The organism is Aeromicrobium yanjiei, assembly GCF_009649075.1.
GTDB lineage: Bacteria > Actinomycetota > Actinomycetes > Propionibacteriales > Nocardioidaceae > Aeromicrobium > Aeromicrobium yanjiei.
On the sequence record NZ_CP045737.1, the window covers coordinates 2,258,543 to 2,281,237 of the forward strand.

Sequence of the window (22,695 nt, forward strand, 5' to 3'; positions counted from 1 at the left end):
TCAGTGGCGCAGGCCGGCCTTGGTGAGCCGGCGGGCACCCAGCCTGCGCAGCAGTGGGTCCGCCCACAGGGCCAGGGACGGCCACAGCGTCGCGAGGCGGCCGATGGCTCCTCGCCACAGCGGCACGGTCTTGTAGATCCGACGGGTGCCGAACATCCCGACCAGCTCCTCGGCCACCCTCGTCGGGGTCAGCATGACGCCCGCCGCGAGGATCTCGCGCGCACCCCCGTTGACGTCGAAGCCCTCGACCATCTTGGTGTCGACGCCGTCGGGGCAGATCGCGTGGACCCGGATGCGGTCGGCGTGCAGCTCGGAGGCGAGCGACGTGGTCAGCGACAGCACCGCGGCCTTCGTGGCAGCGTACACACTGAGCCCCGGCACCGGGGCGTGCGCGCTGAGCGAGGCCAGGATCCCGATCTCGCCGCCACGGATCCCCTCGGACGCCTGGTTGCGGAACGCGTCGGCTGCGGCGCGTACGCCCCACACCACGCCGAGGACGTTGACGTCGACCATCAGGCGTACCTGGTCGACCGACAGCGAGGTGAGATCGCCGTCCGCGCCGACCCCCGCGTTGCAGACCCAGGCGCCGAGCGGCGCGATCTCCCGGGCACGCTCGGCGATCTCGCGGTTGGCGGCCGGATCCGTGACATCGAGCCGCATCCCGGCAACCGCCCCGATCTCGCGCGCCGTGCGCTCGGCGCCCTCACCGTCGACGTCGGTGACGAGGACCTCGTAGCCGCGACCCACGAGCTCGATCGCGATGGCCCGGCCGATGCCCCGCGCACCTCCCGTGACGACGGCCGAACGAGGACTACCGGGCTTCACGAGGGTCTTGGGCACCGGCCAACGATAGGGGCAGGGCGTCGCGACACGCCATCGAACATATGTTTGAACATCGGGTGTGATCCGCGTTAACCTCTAGCCATGACCGATGATCGCAACGCAGACGTCACCGAGCTCCCCGACGGACCCGCCGACTCCTCCGGACTGACCGCGCGCCAGCGCAAGGTGCTCGAGTTCCTGCGCGACGAGATCGAGAAGCGGGGCTACCCGCCCAGCATGCGCGAGATCGGTGCCGCCGTCGGCCTGACCAGCACGTCGTCGGTCGCCCACCAGCTGCGCGCACTGGAGGGGCTCGGCTACGTCAAGCGCGACCCCAACCGTCCGCGGGCACTGGAGATCTTCCTCCCGGACGTCCTGGCGGCCCGGCGCTCGATGAGCGCGGCTCCCGAGCCGGCCGACAGCTCGGCACCGTTCGACGAGACCGGCATCAACGACGCCGCCCCGTCCGCGGTCAACATCCCGATGGTCGGTCGCATCGCCGCCGGTGGCCCGATCCTGGCCGAGGAGCGGGTCGAGGAGATCTTCCCGATGCCCAAGTCCCTGGTGGGCGACGGTACGCTGTTCATGCTCGAGGTCTCGGGCGACTCCATGATCGATGCGGCCATCTGCAGCGGCGACTACGTCGTGATCCGCCAGCAGCCCGACGCCGAGAACGGTGAGATCGTCGCCGCGATGCTCGACGGCGAGGCCACGGTCAAGACGTTCCAGCGCAAGGACGGCCAGGTCTGGCTGCTCCCGCACAACGACGACTACTCCCCCATCGACGGCACCCACGCCACGATCCTGGGCAAGGTCACCGCGGTCATCCGCCGGGTCTGAGGCCCTGCCCACCGCCCCATCCCCGGGGCGGTGGATCCGCCACCGTTTGAGGCCGATTTCGAGCTCAGACGGTGGCGTATGCACCGACCCGGGGCGGGCGCGGGGTGGGCAGGCGCTCAGCCGGCGTGGGCCTGGCGGGCTTCCCAGGCGCTGGAGACCATGTCGGCCACCGAGTGGCGCATGGTCCAGTCCAGGTCGCGGGACGCCAGCTCGCCCGAGGCGACGATGCGCGCGGGGTCGCCCGGACGCCGATCGGTGATCTCGGGCTCGAACGCGATGCCGGTCGCGTCGGCGACGGCGGTCATGATCTCGCGGACGGAGACGCCGTCGCCGCTGCCGAGGTTGTAGACCGGCTCCAACGTCTCGCCGGCGAGCAGCTTCTGCGCCGCGACGACGTGGGCGTCGGCCAGATCTGCGACGTGGATGTAGTCGCGGACGCACGTGCCGTCGGGGGTCGGGTAGTCGTTGCCGTTGATGCGCGGCGTGCGCCCATCGAGCAGCGCCTCGATGACCAGCGGGAACAGGTTGTGGGGGCTCGTGTCGTAGAGGTCCGGCACCGCGGAGCCGACGACGTTGAAGTAGCGCAGCGACGTGTGGTGCAAGGGGAACGCCCGGGCGGCATCGCGCAGCAGCCACTCCCCGATCAGCTTGCTCTCGCCGTAGGGCGACTCGGGCGCGGTCGGCGTCTGCTCGGTGACCAGCTCGACGTCGGGGGTCCCGTAGACCGCGGCGCTCGAGGAGAAGACGATCTTGTCGACGTCCGCCTCGTGCATGGCCTGCAGCAGGCTGACCGTGCCCTGGACGTTCTGCTCGTACGTGTGCAGCGGACGCTGCACCGAGACGCCCGCGTACTTGAATCCCGCGAGGTGGACGACCGCGTCGACGTCGTGCTCGACCATGGCCTTGGCGACGACGGTGGTGTCCAGGATGTTGTGGTCGATCAGCACGACGTCCTCGGGCACGAACTCACGGTGACCGCTGGAGAAGTCGTCCACGACCACGCAGTCCAGGCCGGCGAGCCGGAACGCGCGGACGATGTGTGAGCCGATGTAGCCGGCGCCGCCGGTGACCAGGACTGTCATGTCACCACCCTCTCAGGTTCGCGGTCACCCCTTGAAGCGCAGGGTGCCGACGTTGTAGCCGCGGCCGGCCTTCACAGTGATCGAGTGGCGGCCGCTGAACGTGCGCCCGATGCCGCGCCACGAGTCGGAGTTGACCGAGATCGTCCACTTGCCCGACGGCAGACCGGCGACGTAGAAGACGCCCTTGCTGTCGGTGATGTCGGTGCGGATCACGCGGGTGCCGGCCGAGGACGAGAGGCGGACCATGATCTCCTTGTTGGTCTTGCCCTTCGCGCGGGTGACCCGGCCCTTGACGACCGCTCCGATCGGGTTGCGGCTCGTCTTCTTGGTGACCGTGCGGCCCGTGCCGGAGATGTCCATCGTGTTGACGGTGCCCGCGCCGTGCGCCTTGCAGTAGCCGCGGTACATCCAGCCCTTGTAGCCCCGGACGATCTTGTTCTGCTCCGCGCCCGTGGCGGGGTTGGGCTGGACGGTGCGCGCGATGCGCTCGAAGCCGCCGTTGGCGTTGCCCGACAGATCGCGCAGGCGCTTGAACGCCTTCCACTTCTCCGAGCCGCGGTCCAGGCCCTTGAAGTACAGGCTGTTGTCCTTGAACTTGCTCGGGTACCAGTCCGAGCAGCCGGTGCGCCGGCCCACCTCGACCCAGTAGCGTCCCGGTGCGAGGTTCTTGAACGTCCGGTTGCCCGATGCCGACGCCTGTCCCTCGGCCACGACGGGCGCGTCGAGCACCGGGACGTTGGGAACCTTCTCGCGCAGCCGGATCCAGCGGTCGCCCTGACCTGTGGGCTTGTACCTGGGCGAGAACGATGCGTTGACCTTGACGGTGTTGTTGCTCTGCGAGGCGCCGAGCGTCTTGCCCACGACCGGCGCGGTCAAGGTGATGAGGTTGGCACGGGACCGCTTGTAGTTGGTCGCGTCGTGGCAGCTGCCGTAGCGGGTGCTGTCCTTGCCGTACCAGGCCTGGGTCTTGCTGTTGCGCGCGCCGACCATGTAACGGTTGTTGCCCGACGACGTCATCGGCAGGAACGTCACGGCGTACGCACCGCTGCCGGACGCCTCGGTGCGGCCGAACACGTTGGCGCAGTACGGGAGGTCGAGCTCGCGCGTGACGACCGTGCCGCCACTGTAGGTGGCCGGCGGCGAGGCGACCGTGACGTCGGCTCCCGCGGCGGTCGTGCCCGAGATCGAGCCGTAGCGGAAGTCCGCCACGAAGTCCTTGGTCTTGGTGGCCTGGACCGCCATCGCCTCGCGCAGGTGCGCGCCGCCGCCCGTGGGCTTGCCGTCCTTGCCGCGCCAGTACCAGGAGCGGCGGATGCCGTCCTGGTCCTTGCCGCTGATCCGGAGCCGGTACGCGGTGCTGGGCGAGTTGGCGGCGCCCAGGTTGACCGCCAGTGAGAAGCGCCCGCCGTTGCCGCTGATGTCCTGGCCCTTGACGAGCTGGGTGTTGCCTCCGCGCAGCAGCTTGACCAGGTCGACGCGGATGTCCGAGGCCAGCACGGGGCCGTAGCCGGTGACCCGTCCGGTGATCTGCTGGCGCGAGACGAGCGTCTCGGTGGTGATCTTCTTGTAGTAGTGCGTGGTGTTGCGGGGCTTGTCCTCGTCGACCTTGACCGACACGTTGCTGACCGACTTGTAGTCACGCCCTGCGACGGCCGGGGCGTTGTGCGGGTTGACCGGCGCGTTGTTGTGCATCGCGATCGCGATGCGGGTCGTCTTGCCGCCCTTGACCGAATATTTTCGGGTGCGCGGCTTGCCCGTGTCGGCGGTGAACGACACCTTGCCCTTGCACGTGCTCCTGGAGCTGCACTTGACCAGGACGCTGCCGTTGCCGCTCGAGGAGATCGCGATGCGCGAGGACTTGACGTAGAGCTTGTAGCTCGCCGCCTCGGCCGGGGCTGCGGTCAGAAGGGCCGCGATCACTGCTGCTGCAGCTGACGCGATGACGGGTGTGCGCAGTCTCATTCGGATTCCCCGAGAACATGGTTGCGAGCAGTCGGTCCACCGCAGGCTATCAAACTCTCAGGGGGTCACCCCCGCCGCGAGATCAGCCCCGGAAGCGCAGCGTCCCCACGCTGTAGGACTTGCCGCGGGAGACGGTCACGGCCTTCTTGCCGTTGAACGTACGCCCGATGCCGCGCCACGAGTCGGTGTTGACCGAGATCGTCCAGCGGCCCGAGGGCAGGCCCACGACCGAGAAACGGCCGCTGCCGTTGGTGATCGTGGTGCGGATGACCCGCTTGCCGTCGGTGGACGACAGGCGCACCATCATCTCCTTGTTGGTACGCCCGCCGGTGCGCTTGACGCGCCCGGTGACCGTGGCGCCCTTGGCCGAGGTGACCGAGATGCGCCTCTGGTCGGCGCCGGTGTTTCCCGTGCCGGTGATGTTGACCGTGGTGTAGTTGCCGGCACCGCGCGCGCCGCAGACGCCGCGGTACATCCAGCCCGCGTAGCCGGCCGGCTTCTTCTCCTGCGCCTTGCCGGCGGGGTTGGGGCGGGCATTGCGGGCGATGCCCTCGAAGCCGGAGTTCTTGCCGCCCGACAGCGAGCCGAGCGTGCGGAAGGCCTTCCACTTCTCCGACGAGCGGTCGGCGCCCTTGAAGTACGCGCTGTTGTTGGGGTAGCGGCTCGGGTACCAGTCCGAGCAGCCCGTGCGGCGACCGATCTCGACCCAGTACTTGCCCGGAGGCACGTTGCTGAACAAGCCGTTGCCCGCGGACGTCGCCTGGCGCTCGGCGACGACGGGGGCGTCGAGGATCGGGACCTTCGGGACCTTCTCGCGCAGGCGGAGCCAGCGGTCACCCTGGGCGGTGGGCTTGAAGCCCGAGAACTTGCCGTCGACGTACAGCTCGTTGTTGTTGCCGCTCACGCTGGCGTCGCGCACGGCCGGGCCGGAGCCGTTGACCGCGATGAGGTTGCTGCGGGAGTACGTGTAATCCTGCACGTCGAAGCAGCTGCCGAAGCGCTCGCTGGTGCTGCCGTACCAGGCGTCGACCGAGCCCCTGCGGGCCGAGATCATGTAGCGCTTGTCGCCTGCGGTGCTGTTGTACGGCAGGAAGTCGATGCGGTAGCGACCACCCTTGGCCTTGGTCTCGCCGAAGACGTTGGCGCAGCCGACGTAGTCGAGCTCGCGACGGACGGTCGCGCCGCTGAAGCTGCGAGGCTGGCCGACGGCGGTGATGCTCGTGCCGTCCGAGGCCGCGCCGGCGATCGAGGAGTAGCGGAAGTCCGCGTCGAAGTTGCTGTTCTTGGTGGCCTGGATCGGGGTCGCCTCGTTGATGTAGCGACCGCCGCCGGTGAACTTGCCGTCGGCGCCGCGCCAGAACCATGCCCGGGCGATGCCGTCCTGGTCCTTGCCCGTGATGCGCAGACGGTACGTCGCGGAGGGCGAGTTGTTGGCGCCCAGCGGGACCGTGAACGCGTAGCCGTCGCTCAGGTCGTTGTCGAACTTCTTGACCAGGGTGTTGCCGCCGCGCACGACCGTGAGCAGCTCGACGCGCAGCTGGCTCACGGTGCTGCCGGCGACGCCGGCGGCGGTGCCGGTGATCTGCTGGCTGGACTTGCGGGTCTCGGTCGTGACCTTGTGGTCGTGCGTCTTCTTCTTGGGCGACGTCTCGGCGACGCGCAGCGTCACGCCCGTCTTGCGCTTGTACTCGCCGTTGACGGACTCGCCGTTGAACGGGTTGGCGGCCGCGCTGTCGTTGAGCGCGACTGCCTCGTAGGTCGTCTTCTTGCCCGGGACGCTGTAGCTCGTGGTCTTGGTCGACCCGAGGAAGCGGAGCTTGCCCTTGCAGGTGCTCTTGGTGCGGCACTGGATGGCGACCTTGCCCGTGCCCTTGGACGAGATCGCGATGCTCTTGGACTTGAGCGTTGCGCTGTTGCTCGCCGCCTCCGCGGGGCTCGCGATGAGCAGCCCGCCGACGAGCGCCGTGAGCGCAGGGGCGAGCAGGATGATGCGGTGCTTCATGAAATCCCCGGGACTTTTGTAGGTGGGCAGCCTGAGCACGGTATCAGTGCACGCCTGTCACCGAGGCATTTGCGGCATCATCGAGACGTCGCAGTGCCCCGAGGGCGACCTCGCGGTCGGTCGTGCGCCACATGTCGGGCAGTGACGCGGCCAGGAACGAGCCGTAGCGCGCCGTGACGATCCGGGGATCGAGGATCGCGACGACCCCCTTGTCGGTCGAGCGCCGGATCAGGCGCCCGGTGCCCTGCGCGAGCAGGAGTGCCGCGTGGTTGGCCGCGACGGTCATGAAGCCGTTGCCGCCGCGCTTCTCCACCAGGCGCTGCCGCGCGCTCATCAGTGGATCGTCCGGGCGCGGGAACGGGATGCGGTCGATGATCACGAGCTGACAGGTGTCGCCGGGCAGGTCGACCCCCTGCCACAGGCTCAGCGTGCCGAACAGGCAGGTGCTGGGCGTCTCGGCGAACCGGCGCGCGAGCTCGGGCAGCTGGGCGTCGCCCTGGCACCAGATGTCGATGTCGGGCAGCCGCTCGCGGACCTCCTCGGCGGCCTTCTCGGCACCGCGACGCGACGAGAACAGGCCGAGCGTACGTCCGCCCGCGGCCTCGATCAGCGCGGTGATCTCGGCCAGCTGGGCCTCTTCGAGACCGTCGCGGCCGGGTGCCGGCAGGTCGCGGGCGACGTAGAGGACGCCCTGCTTGCGATAGTCGAACGGCGAGCCGACGTCGAGCGCCGACCACGGCGGATCGTCTCCCCACAGGCCGAGCGAGCGGGCGACGGGCTCGAAGTCGCCGCCGAGCTTGAGCGTCGCGCTGGTGAGGATCACGGTCTTGTCGCCGAAGAGCTTGTCGCGCAGGGCCCCCGAGACGTCGATCGGGGCGATGTGGAGCTGCTTCTCGCCGCGACGGTTGTCGGTGACCCAGAGCACCTCGGTCTCGCCCTTGGCGGCCATGCGCTCGGCGATCTTGCGGACGTCGTCGACCATGCCGCGGGCCTGCAGCTTGGCGGCGTCGGGCTCCCCCTTGTCCTTCTCCTTGGGGAACGCGGACAGGCACGCGCGCGCGTTGTCGCGCACGAACGCCAGCACCTCCTGCAGCGGCTGGGGCGGCACGTCGACACGGCCCTCCTCGGTCCGCGCGAGGACGTCGGCGAGGGCGTCGGCGGCATCGGACAGGTCGTCGGCCTCGGGGCCGTCCACCTGCGCGCGGGCCCGCCGGGCGGCGCGCTCGACGATCGACGGGTCGAGCTCGTCGGTCGAGGCCTGGGTGACCCGGGCGGCGAGCTCGTGGGCCTCGTCGACGACCACGGCGTCGTACTCGGGCAGCATCGGCACGCCCTCGATCGCGTCGATCGCCAGCAGGGCGTGGTTGGTGACGACGACCTGGGCGGTCTGCGCGTCCTCGCGCGCCAGCTCCGCGAAGCACTGGAGCGCATGGGCACAGCGTGAGGCGCCGAGGCACTCGCGGTGGTTGACGCTGACCTGTCGCCACGCGCGCTCGGTGTGGGAGGGGGCGGAGTCGCGATCGCCGACGTGGCTGCCCGTTGCCTGCTCCTCGGCCCACTCGCGCAGCTCGAGGACCTCGGCACCGAGCGATCCGTCGGGGACGTCGATCAGCGTGCCCTGGTCGTCAGGGGCTCCCTCGCGCACGCGGTGCAGGCACGCGTAGTTGCTGCGGCCCTTGACCACCGCGTGGTGCGGCACCTTGTCGAGGGTTGCCCGGGCCGCCTCCTTGAGCGCGGGGATGTCGCGCTCGACCAGCTGGTGCTGCAGGTTGAGCGTCGCGGTGGCGACGACGACCCGCTTGCCGTGCAGGAGGCTCGGCACGAGATAGCCCAGCGACTTGCCGGTGCCCGTGCCGGCCTGGACCAGCAGGTGCTCGCGACTGTCGAGCGCCTTCTTGACCGCCTCGGCCATCTCGATCTGGCCGGGGCGGTCGGCGCCTCCGACCGCCTCGACCGCAGCGTGGAGGACGTCACGGATGTCGACGGAGGGCATGCCTTGAGGTTATCTGCGTGACCCGCAGATCAGACAATCTGCGTCCACAGCCCTCGGTCAGCGGGCGTACGGCTCGAGCTCGGCGGCCAGGCTCCCGTTGACCCGGCCGACGACGTGGGTGCCCTCGGCCTCGTGGTCGAGCGTGTCGATCTCGCCACCGGTGTGGATCTGGTTGAGCAGGTCGCCCCGCGAGTAGGGCAGCAGCACGTCCACCTGGACCGCGGGCTGCGGGAGATCGGCCTCGATCGCGCTGAGCAGCTCGTCGATCCCCTCCCCCGTACGGGCGCTGACCACGACGGCGTGCGGCTCACGTGCGAGCAGCTGCTTGACGACCAGCGGATCGGCGGCATCGGCCTTGTTGATCACGAGGATCTCGGGCAGCTCGCCCGCCCCGGCCTCCATGATCACCTGGCGCACGGCCGCGATCTGTCCCTCGGGGTCGGGGTCCGAGCCGTCCACGACGTGCAGGATGAGATCGGACTCGGCCACCTCCTCGAGCGTCGAGCGGAAGGCCTCGACGAGCTGGTGGGGCAGGTTGCGGACCAGACCGACCGTGTCCGAGAGCGTGTAGACGCGCCCGTCGGAGGTCTGCGTACGGCGCGTGGTCGGGTCGAGGGTCGCGAACAGGGCGTTCTCGACCAGCACGCCCGCGTCGGTCAGCCGGTTGAGCAGGCTGGACTTGCCGGCGTTGGTGTAGCCCGCGATCGCCACCGACGGGATCTCGTGCCGCTGGCGGTTGCCCTTCTTGGTCTCGCGGGCCTTGCCGAGCTCCTTGAGCTCGCGGCGCAGCTTGGTCATCTTCATCTGGATGCGACGACGATCGGTCTCGAGCTTGGTCTCACCGGGACCACGACCGCCGATGCCCTCGCCACCTGCGGCCTGCCCGCCCGCCTGGCGCGAGAGGTTGCCGCCCCAGCCGCGCAGACGCTGCGTCTGGTACTGCAGCTGGGCGAGCTCGACCTGCGCCTTGCCCTCTTTGCTCTTGGCGTGCTGGGCGAAGATGTCGAGGATCAGCGCGGTCCGGTCGACGACCTTGACCTTGCAGCGGTCCTCGAGGTTGCGCAGCTGGCTGGGCGCCAGCGCACCGTCACAGATGATCGTGTCGGCGCCGGTCGCCTCGACGGCCGCGCGGAGGTCCTCGACCTTGCCCGAGCCGATGTACGTCGCGGGGTCGGGCTTCTGCCGGCGCTGGATGAGGGCGTCGAGCACCTCGGAGCCGGCCGTCTCGGCGAGCAGCTTGAGCTCGGCCATCGAGTTCTCGGCGTCCTCGGCCGTCCCCTCGGTCCACACACCGACCAGGACGACGCGCTCGAGGCGCAGCTGGCGGTACTCGACCTCGGTGATGTCCTCGAGCTCGGTGCGCAGGTTGGCCACCCGCCGCAGCGAGTTGCGCTCCTCGAGGTCGAGCCCGTCGACGCCTTGCGCCTGGGCCGGCCCGTTCACTGAGTCAGTTGACGTGTCTGTCATGCAGTCCAATCCATGGTGCCCCGCGCGACGATCTCGGCGGGACCGGTGAGAACGATGTGGTCATCTGCGCCCCACGTGACGTGCACGGTGCCGCCGGGGACGTCGACCCGGTAGGTGCTGGGTCGCTCGGCTCCGTCGGCCACCGCGGTGGCCACGGCCACGGCGCAGGCGCCGGTGCCGCAAGAACGCGTCTCCCCCGAACCTCGTTCGTGCACACGCATCGCCACGTGGCGCTCGCCCTCGCGGACGACGAACTCGATGTTGACGCCTTCGGGATAGATCGACGTGTCGTAGTCGGGCTCGGTCAGCAGGGTGCCGGCGTCGCCCAGCCGATCGACGAAGGCGACAGCATGGGGGTTACCTGTCCTAACATCCTGCGCCTCCCACGTGTTCCCGTGGGCGCTCACCTTGGAGACCCCCTGCACATGGGGGACGCCCATGTCGACCGAGATGAGCGGTCCGCCGGCCGAGGAGGTGTCGAACGTGACGATCTTGTCGCCGTCGCGCGTGCCCACCACGAATGGAGCAGAGGGATCGGCGAGCCCCTCCTGCACGAGGTGGAGCGCGAAGACCCGCACGCCGTTGCCGCACATCTCGCTGATCGACCCGTCGGCGTTGCGGTAGTCCATGAACCACTCACCGGCCGACTCGACCTCCGGCAGCGCCGCGGAGCGGATCACTCGCAGCACACCGTCGGCGCCGATGCCGCGGCGGCGGTGGCACAGAGCGGCCACGAAGGACGCGTCGAGGTCGCCGTGGAGCGTGCCGTCATGGTCCGGGAGCAGCACGAAGTCGTTCTCGGTGCCGTGCCCCTTGAGCCATGGAAAAGACATGGCCTTGAGTCTACTCGTCCGCGGGGACGCCCACGTGATGCAGCGCACGATCCACCAGGTCCTCGGCGTCGTACGGCAGCCAGTGGATGCGCGGGTCCTTGCGGAAGAGCCGGTCCTGGCGGCGGGCGAACTTGCGGGTGCCGGTCACGGTGGCCTCGCGGGCCTCCTCCTCTGTCATCTCCCCACGCAGGAAGGCCAGGATCTGCTGGTAGCCGAGGGCACGGGACGCGGTCCGGCTCTCCTCCAGGCCGAGCGGCAGCAGTCGGCGCACCTCCTCGACGAAGCCGTCGGCCCACATCTGGTCGACCCGCTGCGCGAGGCGTACGTCCAGGACCTCGCGCGGCACGTCGAGGCCGAGCATCACGAGCCCCGCATAGATCGAGTCGTGCCCGGGCATCGTGGCGCGGAACGGCTCGCCGGTCAGCTCGATGACCTCGAGCGCCCGCACGAGGCGGCGGTCGTTGGACGGCTGGATCTGCGCCGCGGCCGCCGGGTCCCGCCGGGTGAGCTCGGCGTGCAGGGCGTCGGCCCCGCGCGACCGCAGCTCGGTGGCCCAGCGCTCGCGCACCGCGGGGTCCGTCCCGGGGAACTCGAGCCGGTCGAGCACCGCGCGGACGTACAACGCCGAGCCCCCGACGAGCACCGGCGTGACGCCACGTGCGTGGCAGTCGTCGATGACGTCCCGCGCCCACGACTGGAACTCCGCGACGCTGGCGGCCTCCGCGACGTCCAGGACGTCGAACAGATGGTGCACGACGCCCCCGCGCTCGGCCTCGGTCGGCTTGGCCGAGCCAATGTCCATGCCGCGGTAGAGCTGCATCGAGTCGACGTTGACGACCTCGGCGTGGCCGAGCCGCCGGGCGATCTCGACCGCGAGCGACGACTTGCCGGACGCCGTCGGGCCGACGACGGCGACGACGCGGTGAGGCACGGGCATACCGGAATTCTCGCAGTAGGCTGACGGTCAACGAGGGGCGGTCGCACCCGTCCCTTCTCTCTCGGACATCAGGAGCGCACCCATGGGATTTCTCGACAAGCTGACCAAACGAGCGCCCGAGCTCAGGGAGAAGGCGGCCGACCTCGCCGCGACGCATCACGACAAGATCGAGCAGGGCATCGACAAGGCCGCGGACCTCGCGGACCGCGCGACCAAGGGCAAGCACACGAGCAAGGTCGACGGCGCCGCGGCGAAGGCCAAGGAAGCCGCCGACAAGCTCGGCGAGGGCCGGCAGCAGTAGCTACAGCACCCAGTCGGCCACGAGGTAGCCGACTCCGAGCGGCGCGGCGTCGAAGCGCAGGCGGGCGGTGACGTCGGCGCCCTTCGTGAGCTCCCCCAGCGTCCGGAGGGCCGGCACCCCGCCGGCGGCGAGTTCCTCGGCGAGGCCGAGATCGAGCGCAGTGAGCGCCTCGGGGTCGCCCGCCGCGAGCGCCGCCGCGATCGAGGCGTCGAAGCCCTCGGCGCGCTCGTCCAGGAAGCCGGGGGCCTGCAGGCTCCGCTTCGCGCTGCCGTCGGCCATCACGAGCAGTGCGACGCGCCCGTCGACGTCGGGCCGGCCCGTCGAGTACGTCCGCGGGCCGGTCCAGCCCGCGCGGTCCAGCAGCCAGGCACCGATCGTCAGGCTGAGCGGCAGCACCGTGGTGGGACCGCCGGCGTGGACGGCGGCACCGTACGCCGCGAGGGAGCCGCCGGCGTCCTCGTCGAGATCGTCGGCGGAGGGGCCCGGGCCGAGGACGACGACGCGCTCAGGCGCCACGTCCAGCAGGGCACGCACGGCCTCGTCGGCGGCCCGGCGGACGGGGCCCAGCTCGGCGTCCGTGCCGGGGCTGACCTCGGGGAGCAGCGCCGGCGGGTGAGGGCACACGGCAGCGGCGAGGATCACCTGGCGAGCCTAGACCAGGGCACCACGGCGAGCCCCGCGACCACGGACAGGCCGTCGTCCGTCCGGCATGACACGATGAGCCGGTGCCGGACACCGAGGAGCTGCCGCCGTACCCGCCGGCACGCGATGCGTGGCAGTTCCCGCCGCCCCCCGTCCACCGCAGGTGGAAGTGGGTCGCGATCTCGGCCGGCGCACTCGCCCTCGCCGCCGCGGTCTTCCTCATCACCGCCGTGGTCGAGCTCGAGGGCCGCGACGCCCCGGGCCTGATCGAGGACGAGGAGCTCGTGTCCATCATCGACCGCGAGTGCGAGCTCATGAGCTCGACGGTGGCCTCGATGCCGGTCACCGGCACCCCGCGCGAGCAGGGGCAGACGATCATCGACCAGAACCTCGCGATCAGCCGCATGCTGAGCGCGATCGAGGGTCGTGCCGGCGACCGCATCGACGCCGACCGTCCGGCCCGGATGTGGCTCGACGACTGGACCACGCTCGTCGACGCCCGCAACAGGTACGTGCTCGCGGAGCTCGAGGACGGCTCCGCCCGGTTCCGGGTGCCGCGGGACCCCGACGGCCATCCCCTCCCCGAGCGGATGAACGACGCCTTCCTCGACGACGGGACCTGCGCGGTGCCGAAGGCCCTGCTCTCCCCGTATCCGGCCGGCCGGACCGCAGACGTCTGAGCCTAGGAGGTCGGCTCGGTCACCGCGACCAGCAGCGTGGGCAGCGTGATCTTCAGGAGCTCGAGGTCGATCGGACGGTCCTCGAGCAACGACTCGCGGAGTGCGGCGTCGTACGTGCCCATGAGGATCGACGCGACGTGTGACAGGTCGACCGTCAGCCGCAGCCCCAGTGCCTCGAGCGCGGACGCCATGAAGCTCTCGAAGTCGGCCCGCACCCGCCGCGAGGCCGCCACGAACTCGCGCCCCACCGCGTCGTCGCGGACGCCGCGCAGCTCGAACTCGGCGTGGACGAGATACCACTCGCGGTCGTGCTGCTGGCCGACCAGGAAGCGATCCATGATGACCGCGACGGCGTCGAGCGTGTCGAGGCCCTCGAACGAGGCGGGGTCGGCGGCCTCGCGCAGCGCCGCGAGCATCAGCTCTCGCTCGCGACCGAACAGCGCCAGGACCAGCTCGTCCTTGCTGGAGAAGTTGGAGTAGAACGCCCCGCGGGTGAATCCGGCCTGGTCGCAGATGTGCTCGACCGAGGCGCCCTGGATGCCCTCCCGGGCCAGCACCGTCCGGGCCGCGTCGAGAAGTCGCTCGCGCGTCGCAGCCCGCCGACGCACCGGGCGATCGATCGCCGTCTTCGCCATGGCACCTTCCTGTGTCGCGCCACCATCTGTGTGACGCACAAGTCTACTCGATACATTGACGCACTGGATACACAAACGTATCGTCAAGTCGTGTCCACCTCCCTGTACGCCCTGGGCCGCTGGGCCTTTCGCCACCCCCGTCGCGTGCTCGGCGCATGGCTGGTGATCCTGCTCGTGACCGGCGTGGCCGCGCTGGGCCTCGGCGGCGGCACCAAGAACCAGTTCGACATCCCCGGCACCGAGTCGCAGGAGGCGATCGACGCGCTGGGCAGGACGTTCCCCGAGCTCAGCGGCGCCTCGGCCTACCTGGTCGTCGTCGCGCCCGACGGCCGGACCGTGGACGATCAACGCACCCGTCGCCTCGTCGACGACGCGATCGCCGGGATGTCGAAGGTCCCCGGCGTGTCCGAGGTCGTCTCCCCGTACGCCCGGACGAACAAGATCGGCGTCTCCGAGGACCGGGCCGCCGCCCAGGTGCAGGTGCAGTTCGACCGCGACCTCACCGAGGTCACGTCCGCGGACCGCGCGCAGCTCATGGACACCGGGGACGCGCTGAAGAAGGCCGGCTACACGACCGCGTTCGGCGGTGACGTCTTCGCCAGCACCGGTCCCCAGCTCTCGATCATCGAGGTCGTCGGCGTCGTCGTGGCGTTCATCGTCCTGTACGTCATGTTCCGCTCGCTGCGCGCTGCCGTCATGCCGATCGTGACCGCGCTGCTCGGCGTGCTCGTGACGATGGCGATCACGATCGCCGCGACCGGCTTCGTCACGATCTCGTCCACCGCTCCCCTGCTCGCGCTGATGATCGGCCTCGCGGTGGGCATCGACTACGCGCTGTTCATCGTGTCCCGGCACCGCGAGCAGCTCGCGGAGGGGCTCGAGCCCGAGGAGGCAGCGGCCCGGTCGGTCGCGACCGCGGGCTCGGCCGTCGTCTTCGCCGGTGTCACGGTCGTCATCGCCCTGCTGGGCCTGTCGATCGCCCGCATCCCGTTCCTCACGATCATGGGCGCCGTCGCCGCGCTCTCGGTCGTCATCGCGGTGGCCGTCGCCCTGACCGTGCTGCCTGCCCTGCTCGGACGGGCCGGGCACCGCCTGACGCCCGACGCCGAGCACCCGACGGGAGGGTTCTCCCGGCGGTGGGTCGAGGTGACGACCCGCTTCCCACTGATCGCGATCGTCCTCGTCGTGGTCGGGCTCGCGATCGTCACGATCCCGTCCAAGGACCTGAAGCTGGCCCTGCCCGACAACGGCACGGCACCGGCGGGCAGCACCCAGCGCGTCGCGTACGACCTGGTGGACGAGCACTTCGGCCCCGGCTACAACGGACCGCTCCTGGTCAGCATCGACATCATCGCCACGACCGATCCCGTGGGCGTTGTCGAGGCCATCGCGGACGACCTGCGCGGGCTGGACGGCGTCGAGGGCATCGGCCTGGCCACCCCGAACCGTACGGCCGACACGGGCATCGTCCAGGTGATCCCCTCGACCGGTGCGACCGACGAGCGCACCACCGACCTGGTCCGGGAGATCCGCGAGCGCGAGGCCGGCTGGCAGGACCGATACGGCGTCCCGGTCTCCGTGACCGGCCTGACCGCGGGCGGCATCGACGTCTCGGACCGCCTGCAGGAGGCGCTGCTGCCGTTCGGCGTCGTGGTGGTGGGCCTCTCGGTGCTGCTGCTCATGATCGTGTTCCGCTCGATCGTGGTCCCGCTCAAGGCGACGCTGGGGTTCTTGTTGTCCACCGGCGCGTCGTTCGGGGCGGTGGTCGCGGTCTTCCAGTGGGGCTGGCTGAGCCAGCTGGTTCACCTGGACCAGACCGGCCCGCTGATCAGCTTCCTGCCGATCATCCTCATGGCGGTGCTGTTCGGGCTGTCGATGGACTACGAGGTCTTCCTCATGGCCCGCATGAAGGAGGAGTACGTCCGCTCCCGCGACCCGCACCGCGCGATCGCCGACGGGTTCGTCGGCAGCTCCCGGGTCGTGACGGCTGCGGCCGTGATCATGCTGGCGGTGTTCGCGGCGTTCGTGCCCGAGGGCGATCCCAACATCAAGCCGATCGCTTTCGCCCTCGCGATCGGGGTCTTCGTCGACGCCTTCCTCATCCGCATGCTCTTCGCCCCCGCGGTGCTCGAGCTGTTCGGTCGGCGGGCCTGGACGCTGCCCGGATGGCTCGACCGACGGCTGCCCCACATCGACGTCGAGGGTGAGGCGCTGCACCGGCAGGTCGAGCTGCAGGCGTGGCCCCGTCCCGGATCGACGGCCGCGATCACCGCGGCCGGGCTGACGACGTCCGGGCCCGAGGGGCCGGTCCTCAACGACGTGTCGGTCGAGGTCGAGCGCGGCGACTGGCTCGTCGTGCACGGCAGCGACGGTGCGGGCAAGACGGCGCTGCTGCTGACGTTCGCCGGACGCATGCCCTTCGACAGCGGTCGCCTGCGGGTCCACGGTCATCTCCTGCCGCAGGAGTCAGCCGCAGTGCGCCGCAGCGTCTCCCTCGCCGAGCTGGCCGGGTTCAACGACCTCGACGACAACCTGACGGTCGACCAGCACATCGCCGAACGGCTCTCGATCCGGTCGTTCGGGCTGTGGGTCAGCCGTCGCCGGGTGGCCCCGGTGCGCGCCGAGCTCCGCCACGCCCTCGAGCGCGCGTACGAGGACGCCGGGCTGCCGTGCACGCCCGTCGAGGGCAATGCCCTGGTCTCGTCGTTGTCGCGCCTCGAGCGCAAGCTGCTGGGCGTCGTGCTGGCCCTGACCGAGGACCCCCGCATCGTGGTGGTCGACGACGCGGACGACGTGCGCGCGGCCGAGCACGTCGACCTGCTGTGGTCTGCGCTCGCGTGGCTGCTGGAGGACCGCGACGTCACGCTCGTCGCGAGCGTCCAGTCCGCGTCCTCGGCGCCCCCTCCTTCCGACCGGCTCCACCATCTGGAGCTGGACACCTCCCGCACCCCCCACGAGTTGATGCTCTGATGATTCCCTCTCCCCCGCTGCCCTGGTTCGAGCTCGCCCGGTTCCGCCGCAGTCGGCTGACGCGCGCCGCCGTGCTCGCGGTGATGCTCGTGCCCCTGTTCTACGGCGCGATGTACGTCTGGGCCAACATCAACCCCACCGGGCACCTCGACCAGGTCAAGGCCGCCGTGGTCAACGAGGACGAGCTCGTCGAGATCACCGGCCGCGACGGCGAGAAGCAGCCCGTCGCGATCGGTCGCCAGCTGGCCGGCAACCTGGTCAGCGACGACGGCGACGACAACTACGACTGGGTGCTGACCGACGGCAAGGACGCCCGGCGAGGGCTCGCGGACGGCACCTACAAGGCGGTCCTGACGATCCCCGCCAACCTGTCGAAGGCGGCGACGTCGACGAGTGGCGACCCGGCGAAGGCGATCCAGGGCCGGCTCGACCTGCAGACCAACGACGCGGTCAACTACATCAACGGCACGATCGCGCAGACGATCCTGCGTGCCGCCAAGGGCGCACTGAACGCGCAGGTCACCGAGACGTACCTCGACAACGTCTATCTCAGCTTCACCGACATCAAGGGGGCGCTCGACGACGCCGCCGACGGCTCCGACCGACTGGCGGACGGCGCCGTGCAGCTGCGCGACGGAACGGCCGAGCTCGGTGACGGTGCGGACCAGCTCTCGGACGGGGCCGGCCGGCTCGCCGACGGAGCCGGACAGCTGGACGACGGCGCGGCGACGCTCGCCGACGGCCTCGACCAGCTCGACTCCCGGACGTCCGCCCTGCCTGCGCAGACCCGGCGGCTCGCCGACGGTGCCCGTCAGGTGGCCGACGGCAACGCCGAGCTCAACGACACCGTGCAGCAGGTCACCCGCGACCTGCTCGGTGCCAGCGAGGACGCCAACGCCGACATCGACGAGCTCGCCAAGAGCCTCGGAGCGATCGCCGAGCAGTGCGAGGCTGCGCAGCCGGTGGGGGTCGACTGCAGCCTGCTGCGCCAGGCGGCGGGCCGCTCGGGCGAGCTCAAGGAGCTCGTCGGCGGGATCCGCGGGCAGGCCGAGCAGCTCAGCGCCGGCACGAAGCAGCTCGCCCAGGGCTCGGAGCAGGTCGCGGACGGCAACGCCGAGCTGGCCCGGGCCGTCCCCCAGCTGGTCGACGCGATCGGCCAGGCGTCCGACGGCGCCGGCCGCCTGGCGAGCGCGACCGGCCAGCTCAGCGACGGAGCCGATGAGCTCGGCACCGGCGCCGACCAGCTGGCGGCGGGCGCGGGACGGCTCTCCGACGGAGCGGACGATCTCGCCATCGGCGCGCTCGAGCTGACCAACGGGCTCCGCGACGGCAGCAAGCAGGTGCCCGACTACGACGAGTCGGAGCGCGAGACCTTGGCCAAGACCGCCGCGACCCCCATCCAGGACGCTGCCGAGCGGGTCAACGGGGTCAAGAACTACGGCGAGGCGCTCGCGCCGTACTTCATCTCACTGGCCCTCTGGGTCGGAGCGATGGCGATCTACCTGCTGCTGCGGCCGCTCTCGGCTCGCGCAATCGCATCCAGCGCGGGTAGCGTCCGCACGGCGCTCGCCGGCTACGTGCCGGGCCTCGCGATCTCGGTGGTGCAGGTCGGGCTGCTGCTCGCGGTGCTGCAGGGCTTCCTCGACCTCCGGCCGGCGAACCAGTGGCTCCTCGTCGGCATCGCGCTGGCGACAGGCGCGGTCTTCACGGCGATCAACCAGATGTTCATTGCCCTCTTCGGCGCGGCCGGACGCTTCGTCGCGCTGGTGTTCGTCAGCCTGCAGCTGACGTCGGCCGGCGGCACCTATCCGATCGAGACGTCGCCGCCGTTCTTCAACGTGCTGCACGACCTGCTGCCGATGACGTACGCGGTGCACGGTCTGCGCGCGGCCCTGGCCGGAGGCAGCGACGGCGTGCTCCGGGACGTCCTGGTCCTGGGCCTGTTCACCGTGCTGGCGCTGTCGGTCACGGTCGTGGCGGCGCGGCGGAAGCAGACGGTGACGATCGCCCGACTGCACCCCACGTTGGTGGTCTAGCAGGCGTCCTCGGTGTCGCTCAGCCCAGCGCCTGGGCCTGCACGCCGCGGACCAACGGCGCCACCGGCGAGAACAGCAGCGCCTCGGGCAGGACAAGCAGGACGTCGCGGCGACCCGAGAGGCGGACGAGACCGTCCCGCGCCGCCGTGCGCAGGTCGAGCAGGCCCTCCCACACCTGGTACAGGACGCCGAGTGGTGCCTCGACGAGGACGTCGACGTCGTACCCCGGATCGGTGAAGCACAGGGAGACGTCTCCGCGATCCACCACGAACCAGAACCGGGTGCGCCGCCCCTCCGACAGGACGACGTGGAGCACCGTCCTGCGCTGCCCCCAGACGTCGGGATCGATGCCCGCTCGGATCCACCACATGAGAACCGTGGGGTCGAGCTCGTCCTCGCGCGGCTCGCCGAAGGCCCAGCGGGCTCCCCACTCCGCCAGACCGAAGATGATCGGCCTCAGCTCGTCGCAGGCCTGGGTCGGACGGTAGCGGTCGTCCTCATGGACGAGCAGGCCGGCGCGCTCGAGCTGGCCGAGCCGTTTGCTCAGCAGAGCACGGGACATCCCCGGCAGGCCGCGAGCCAGCTCGTTGAAGCGGTCCGCGCCGAGCACGAGATCGCGCACCACGAGCAGGGTCCACCGGTCGCCGAGGATCTCCAGCGACCGGGTGATCGGACAGTACTGCCCGTACCGGGACATCTCTCGATGATGCCCTCCCGGGTTCAGTTTGTGAACTAGTCACCGCTCGGCGACGGGAGGACGCTGCGAGGATGACACTCACAGATCCCGTCGTCGCGCAGACGACCACCATCACCGATGACGACGTCCTCTCCCTCGCGACCCAGGTCGGCCGGGAGGCAGCCGCGTACGAGGCCGTCCACGACCACGACGCCACCTTCGTCAGCGAGGCGTACGACCTCATGAAGTCCGTGGGCTACCTCGGCCTGCCGGTCCCCGTCGAGCTCGGCGGCCGCGGCGCCAGCATGCGCCAGATGGTCCTGGCGCAGGAGGAGCTCGGCCGCTGGTCGGGCGCAGCGGCCCTGTCCTCCACGATGCACCTCTACCTCACGTTCGTGCAGCGCTTCCGCCACCGCAAGGGCGCTCCCGACGCCGCCGGCGTCCTGACCAAGGTCGCCCGGGACGGGCTGGTGATGGCGACCAGCGGCGGCTCCGACTGGGTCTCCCCCAGCACCGTCGCGACGCAGGTCGACAGCGGGTACGAGCTGACCGGCCGCAAGGTCTTCTGCAGCCAGGCCCCTGCGGCCGACGTCCTGTCCACGTGCGGGGTGCTCGGGGAGCCGGGGCCGGACGCGACCGTGCTGCACATGGGCGTGCCCATGAGCTCGCCCGGCATCAGCGTCGTCGAGACCTGGGACACGCTCGGCATGCGCGGCACGGCCAGTCACGACATCGTCTTCGACCGGGTGTTCGTGCCGGCCGAGAAGATCGTCGGCACGCGTCCGTACGGCTCGCTGTCCGGTCCGCTGCTGGTCGCGGTCATCCACTTCTGCCCCCTCGGCGGGGCGGCGTACCTCGGCGTCGCGCACGGGGCGCTCGACGAGGCGACACGTGTCGCCCGCTCGCGCGGCGAAGCCACGGCGTCCGCGATCCGCCAGGTCGGGGACATGACCGCGCGGCTGCGGACCGCCCGGTGGGCGTTGCTCGGCGCGGTCGACGAGATGGGCGACGACCCGACCATGGACGAGGCCACCCTGGAGACCGTTCTCACCGCCAAGCGTCAGGCGGTCGTGGAGGCACGCACGATCGCCGACACAGCCCTCGAGGTGGCGGGAGGCGGAGCCTTCTTCCGCTCGTCGCCGCTCGAGCGCGCGTACCGCGACGTCCGCGGCGGACCGTTCCACCCGCTCCCGCCCGAGGCGACCCTCGAGCTGATCGGGCGGCGGGCACTCAGCGACTGACAGGGATCAGACGGCGCACGCGGGGGCCGGCGGCAACGGTGCCGGCACACCGAGGGACGGCATGCCGAGCCCGACGGAGCGCACCTCGGTGCGACCCTGCCGCGACTCCCACGCATCGCCGGCCTTGGTGCGGCGGAACGAGATCGGCGGCTCGTCGCTGACCAGGTGGTGCGGCGCGGCGTACGTGACGAGGACCCGCACCATGTCGCCCGGGCGCACGTCGTGCTCGCCCGGCACGAAGTGGACGAGCCTGTTGTCGCGGGCGCGTCCGGTCAGCCGGTGCGTCGCGCCGTCCTTCTTGCCCTCGTGGTCCGCCACGAGCAGCTCGACGATGCGGCCCTCCTGCTTCTTCGCCTCGTCCCACGCCACCTGGTTGACGACCTCGATCAGTCGCTCGTACCGCTCCTGCACGACGGCCTTCGGCAGCTGGTCGGGCAAGGTGGCGGCGGGAGTGCCGGGGCGCTGGGAGTACTGGAACGTGAAGGCACTGGTGAACCGGGCCTTGCGCACGACCTCGATCGTCTCGGCGAAGTCCTCCTCGGTCTCGCCCGGGAAGCCCACGATGATGTCGGTCGTGATCGCCGCCTCCGGCATCGCGGCCCGTACCCGGTCGATGATGCCGAGGAACTTCTCCTGGCGGTACGAGCGCCGCATGGCCTTGAGCACGCGGTCCGAGCCCGACTGCAGCGGCATGTGCAGCTGCGGCATGACGTTGGGCGTCTCGGCCATCGCCGCGATGACGTCGTCGGTGAAGTCCTTGGGGTGCGGGCTGGTGAACCGCACGCGCTCGAGCCCCTCGATCTCGCCGCACGCGCGCAGCAGCTTCGCGAACGCCTGCCGGTCGCCGAACTCGACGCCGTACGCGTTGACGTTCTGGCCCAGCAGCGTCACCTCGACCACGCCGTCGTCCACGAGTGCCTGCACCTCGGCGAGGATGTCGCCGGGGCGGCGGTCCTTCTCCTTGCCGCGCAGGGCCGGGACGATGCAGAACGTGCAGGTGTTGTTGCAGCCCACGCTGATCGAGACCCACGCCGCGAACACCGAGTCGCGCTTGGTGGGCAGGGTCGACGGGAAGACCTCGAGCGACTCGAGGATCTCGACCTGCGACTCCTCGGCGATGCGGGCCCGCTCGAGCAGCACCGGCAGCGAGCCGATGTTGTGGGTGCCGAAGACGACGTCGACGTACGGCGCGCGCTTCGTGATCGTGTCGCGATCCTTTTGCGCGAGGCAGCCACCCACGGCGATCTGCATCCCGGGGTTCTTCTCCTTGACCGACGCGATGTGGCCGAGGTTGCCGTAGAGCTTGTTGTCGGCGTTCTCCCGCACCGCGCACGTGTTGAACACGACGAGGTCGGGTGTCGCACCCTCCTCGGCGCGCACGTAGCCGTCCGTCTCGAGCAGGCCGCCCAGACGTTCGCTGTCGTGGACGTTCATCTGGCAGCCGTAGGTGCGCACTTCATAGGTCTTCGTCATGACTGCTCAATCGTACGTGGAGGTTCGGCCTCCCCTGTCCGGCGGACGCGTCCCCCGGGGGCGCGGTGTTTCTGCCACCGTTTGGAGGCGTCCCCCGGGGGCG

18 protein-coding genes are annotated in these 22,695 nt (G+C 70.5%); 6 read left to right on the plus strand and 12 right to left on the minus strand.

What is annotated here, in order from left to right:
• Entirely contained in the window at positions 1-840 is an 840-nt protein-coding gene (locus tag GEV26_RS11080; RefSeq protein ID WP_153653130.1) for an SDR family NAD(P)-dependent oxidoreductase, read from the minus strand.
• An 84-nt stretch (positions 841-924) separates the two neighbouring features.
• Between GEV26_RS11080 and lexA the strand changes: the two genes are divergently transcribed.
• Positions 925-1,662 carry a transcriptional repressor LexA gene (gene lexA / locus GEV26_RS11085; RefSeq protein ID WP_153653131.1) on the plus strand — a complete coding sequence of 246 codons (738 nt, stop codon included), beginning with the start codon at positions 925-927 and terminating at the stop codon, positions 1,660-1,662.
• Positions 1,663-1,778: 116 nt separating this feature from the next.
• Here lexA and galE read toward each other — a convergent pair whose 3' ends face one another.
• The 7 genes from galE to miaA form a co-directional block, all read right to left on the minus strand.
• On the minus strand, positions 1,779-2,744 hold the full coding sequence (galE, locus tag GEV26_RS11090) for a UDP-glucose 4-epimerase GalE (protein ID WP_153653132.1): 966 nt from the start codon (positions 2,742-2,744) through the stop codon (positions 1,779-1,781).
• Between the two features lie 24 nt (positions 2,745-2,768).
• Complete coding sequence (locus GEV26_RS11095) at positions 2,769-4,706, minus strand: hypothetical protein (RefSeq protein ID WP_153653133.1); 1,938 nt, start codon at positions 4,704-4,706, stop codon at positions 2,769-2,771.
• Positions 4,707-4,788: 82 nt separating this feature from the next.
• On the minus strand, positions 4,789-6,708 hold the full coding sequence (locus GEV26_RS11100; RefSeq protein ID WP_153653134.1) for a carboxypeptidase-like regulatory domain-containing protein: 1,920 nt from the start codon (positions 6,706-6,708) through the stop codon (positions 4,789-4,791).
• Between the two features lie 43 nt (positions 6,709-6,751).
• On the minus strand, positions 6,752-8,701 hold the full coding sequence (locus GEV26_RS11105; RefSeq protein ID WP_153653135.1) for an ATP-dependent DNA helicase: 1,950 nt from the start codon (positions 8,699-8,701) through the stop codon (positions 6,752-6,754).
• A 57-nt stretch (positions 8,702-8,758) separates the two neighbouring features.
• A complete protein-coding gene (gene hflX / locus GEV26_RS11110; RefSeq protein ID WP_153653136.1) occupies positions 8,759-10,168 on the minus strand; it encodes a GTPase HflX in 1,410 nt (469 codons plus the stop codon).
• The gene (gene dapF, locus GEV26_RS11115; protein ID WP_153653137.1) at positions 10,165-11,001 is read right to left on the minus strand and encodes a diaminopimelate epimerase; all 837 of its coding nucleotides are present in this window, start codon (positions 10,999-11,001) and stop codon (positions 10,165-10,167) included. Before dapF ends, hflX begins: the two co-directional genes overlap by 4 nt.
• A 10-nt stretch (positions 11,002-11,011) precedes the next feature.
• A complete protein-coding gene (gene miaA, locus GEV26_RS11120; RefSeq protein WP_153653138.1) occupies positions 11,012-11,938 on the minus strand; it encodes a tRNA (adenosine(37)-N6)-dimethylallyltransferase MiaA in 927 nt (308 codons plus the stop codon).
• Between the two features lie 82 nt (positions 11,939-12,020).
• Between miaA and GEV26_RS11125 the strand changes: the two genes are divergently transcribed.
• Positions 12,021-12,239, plus strand: coding sequence for an antitoxin (locus tag GEV26_RS11125; protein WP_153653139.1), 219 nt, complete (start codon positions 12,021-12,023; stop codon positions 12,237-12,239).
• Here the strand turns inward: GEV26_RS11125 and GEV26_RS11130 are convergent, their stop codons facing one another.
• Entirely contained in the window at positions 12,240-12,881 is a 642-nt protein-coding gene (locus GEV26_RS11130; protein WP_153653140.1) for a class III extradiol ring-cleavage dioxygenase family protein, read from the minus strand. It lies immediately after the preceding gene.
• 83 nt (positions 12,882-12,964) lie between these two features.
• Here GEV26_RS11130 and GEV26_RS11135 point away from each other — a divergent pair, with 83 nt between their 5' ends.
• Positions 12,965-13,561 (plus strand): hypothetical protein, encoded by a 597-nt coding sequence (locus GEV26_RS11135; RefSeq protein ID WP_153653141.1) that lies wholly within the window; start codon positions 12,965-12,967, stop codon positions 13,559-13,561.
• Positions 13,562-13,563: 2 nt separating this feature from the next.
• Here the strand turns inward: GEV26_RS11135 and GEV26_RS11140 are convergent, their stop codons facing one another.
• Positions 13,564-14,196, minus strand: coding sequence for a TetR/AcrR family transcriptional regulator (locus GEV26_RS11140; RefSeq protein ID WP_153653142.1), 633 nt, complete (start codon positions 14,194-14,196; stop codon positions 13,564-13,566).
• 90 nt (positions 14,197-14,286) lie between these two features.
• Between GEV26_RS11140 and GEV26_RS11145 the strand changes: the two genes are divergently transcribed.
• Complete coding sequence (locus tag GEV26_RS11145) at positions 14,287-17,166, plus strand: MMPL family transporter (RefSeq protein ID WP_153653143.1); 2,880 nt, start codon at positions 14,287-14,289, stop codon at positions 17,164-17,166.
• Entirely contained in the window at positions 17,166-19,202 is a 2,037-nt protein-coding gene (locus GEV26_RS11150; RefSeq protein WP_153653144.1) for a YhgE/Pip domain-containing protein, read from the plus strand. The genes GEV26_RS11145 and GEV26_RS11150 overlap by 1 nt, the downstream gene beginning before the upstream one ends.
• 19 nt (positions 19,203-19,221) lie before the next feature.
• Here GEV26_RS11150 and GEV26_RS11155 read toward each other — a convergent pair whose 3' ends face one another.
• On the minus strand, positions 19,222-19,899 hold the full coding sequence (locus tag GEV26_RS11155; RefSeq protein WP_153653145.1) for a winged helix-turn-helix transcriptional regulator: 678 nt from the start codon (positions 19,897-19,899) through the stop codon (positions 19,222-19,224).
• A 71-nt stretch (positions 19,900-19,970) separates the two neighbouring features.
• On the opposite strand from GEV26_RS11155, the gene GEV26_RS11160 reads away from it, so the two are divergent.
• Complete coding sequence (locus GEV26_RS11160; RefSeq protein WP_153653146.1) at positions 19,971-21,119, plus strand: acyl-CoA dehydrogenase family protein; 1,149 nt, start codon at positions 19,971-19,973, stop codon at positions 21,117-21,119.
• A 6-nt stretch (positions 21,120-21,125) separates the two neighbouring features.
• On the opposite strand, the gene miaB is transcribed toward GEV26_RS11160, so the two are convergent.
• Positions 21,126-22,592: a tRNA (N6-isopentenyl adenosine(37)-C2)-methylthiotransferase MiaB gene (miaB, locus tag GEV26_RS11165; RefSeq protein WP_153653147.1), complete on the minus strand. Its 1,467-nt coding sequence runs from the start codon at positions 22,590-22,592 to the stop codon at positions 21,126-21,128.
• Positions 22,593-22,695: the final 103 nt, after the last annotated feature.

Bases quoted from the DNA above. Each gene is read 5' to 3' on its own strand.
- lexA (WP_153653131.1), top strand. From the start codon at position 925: ATGACCGATGATCGCAACGCAGACGTCACCGAGCTCCCCGACGGACCC.
- galE (WP_153653132.1), bottom strand. From the start codon at position 2,744: ATGACAGTCCTGGTCACCGGCGGCGCCGGCTACATCGGCTCACACATC.
- GEV26_RS11095 (WP_153653133.1), bottom strand. From the start codon at position 4,706: ATGAGACTGCGCACACCCGTCATCGCGTCAGCTGCAGCAGCAGTGATC.
- GEV26_RS11100 (WP_153653134.1), bottom strand. From the start codon at position 6,708: ATGAAGCACCGCATCATCCTGCTCGCCCCTGCGCTCACGGCGCTCGTC.
- GEV26_RS11105 (WP_153653135.1), bottom strand. From the start codon at position 8,701: ATGCCCTCCGTCGACATCCGTGACGTCCTCCACGCTGCGGTCGAGGCG.
- hflX (WP_153653136.1), bottom strand. From the start codon at position 10,168: ATGACAGACACGTCAACTGACTCAGTGAACGGGCCGGCCCAGGCGCAA.
- dapF (WP_153653137.1), bottom strand. From the start codon at position 11,001: ATGTCTTTTCCATGGCTCAAGGGGCACGGCACCGAGAACGACTTCGTG.
- miaA (WP_153653138.1), bottom strand. From the start codon at position 11,938: ATGCCCGTGCCTCACCGCGTCGTCGCCGTCGTCGGCCCGACGGCGTCC.
- GEV26_RS11125 (WP_153653139.1), top strand. From the start codon at position 12,021: ATGGGATTTCTCGACAAGCTGACCAAACGAGCGCCCGAGCTCAGGGAG.
- GEV26_RS11140 (WP_153653142.1), bottom strand. From the start codon at position 14,196: ATGGCGAAGACGGCGATCGATCGCCCGGTGCGTCGGCGGGCTGCGACG.
- GEV26_RS11150 (WP_153653144.1), top strand. From the start codon at position 17,166: ATGATTCCCTCTCCCCCGCTGCCCTGGTTCGAGCTCGCCCGGTTCCGC.
- GEV26_RS11155 (WP_153653145.1), bottom strand. From the start codon at position 19,899: ATGTCCCGGTACGGGCAGTACTGTCCGATCACCCGGTCGCTGGAGATC.
- GEV26_RS11160 (WP_153653146.1), top strand. From the start codon at position 19,971: ATGACACTCACAGATCCCGTCGTCGCGCAGACGACCACCATCACCGAT.
- miaB (WP_153653147.1), bottom strand. From the start codon at position 22,592: ATGACGAAGACCTATGAAGTGCGCACCTACGGCTGCCAGATGAACGTC.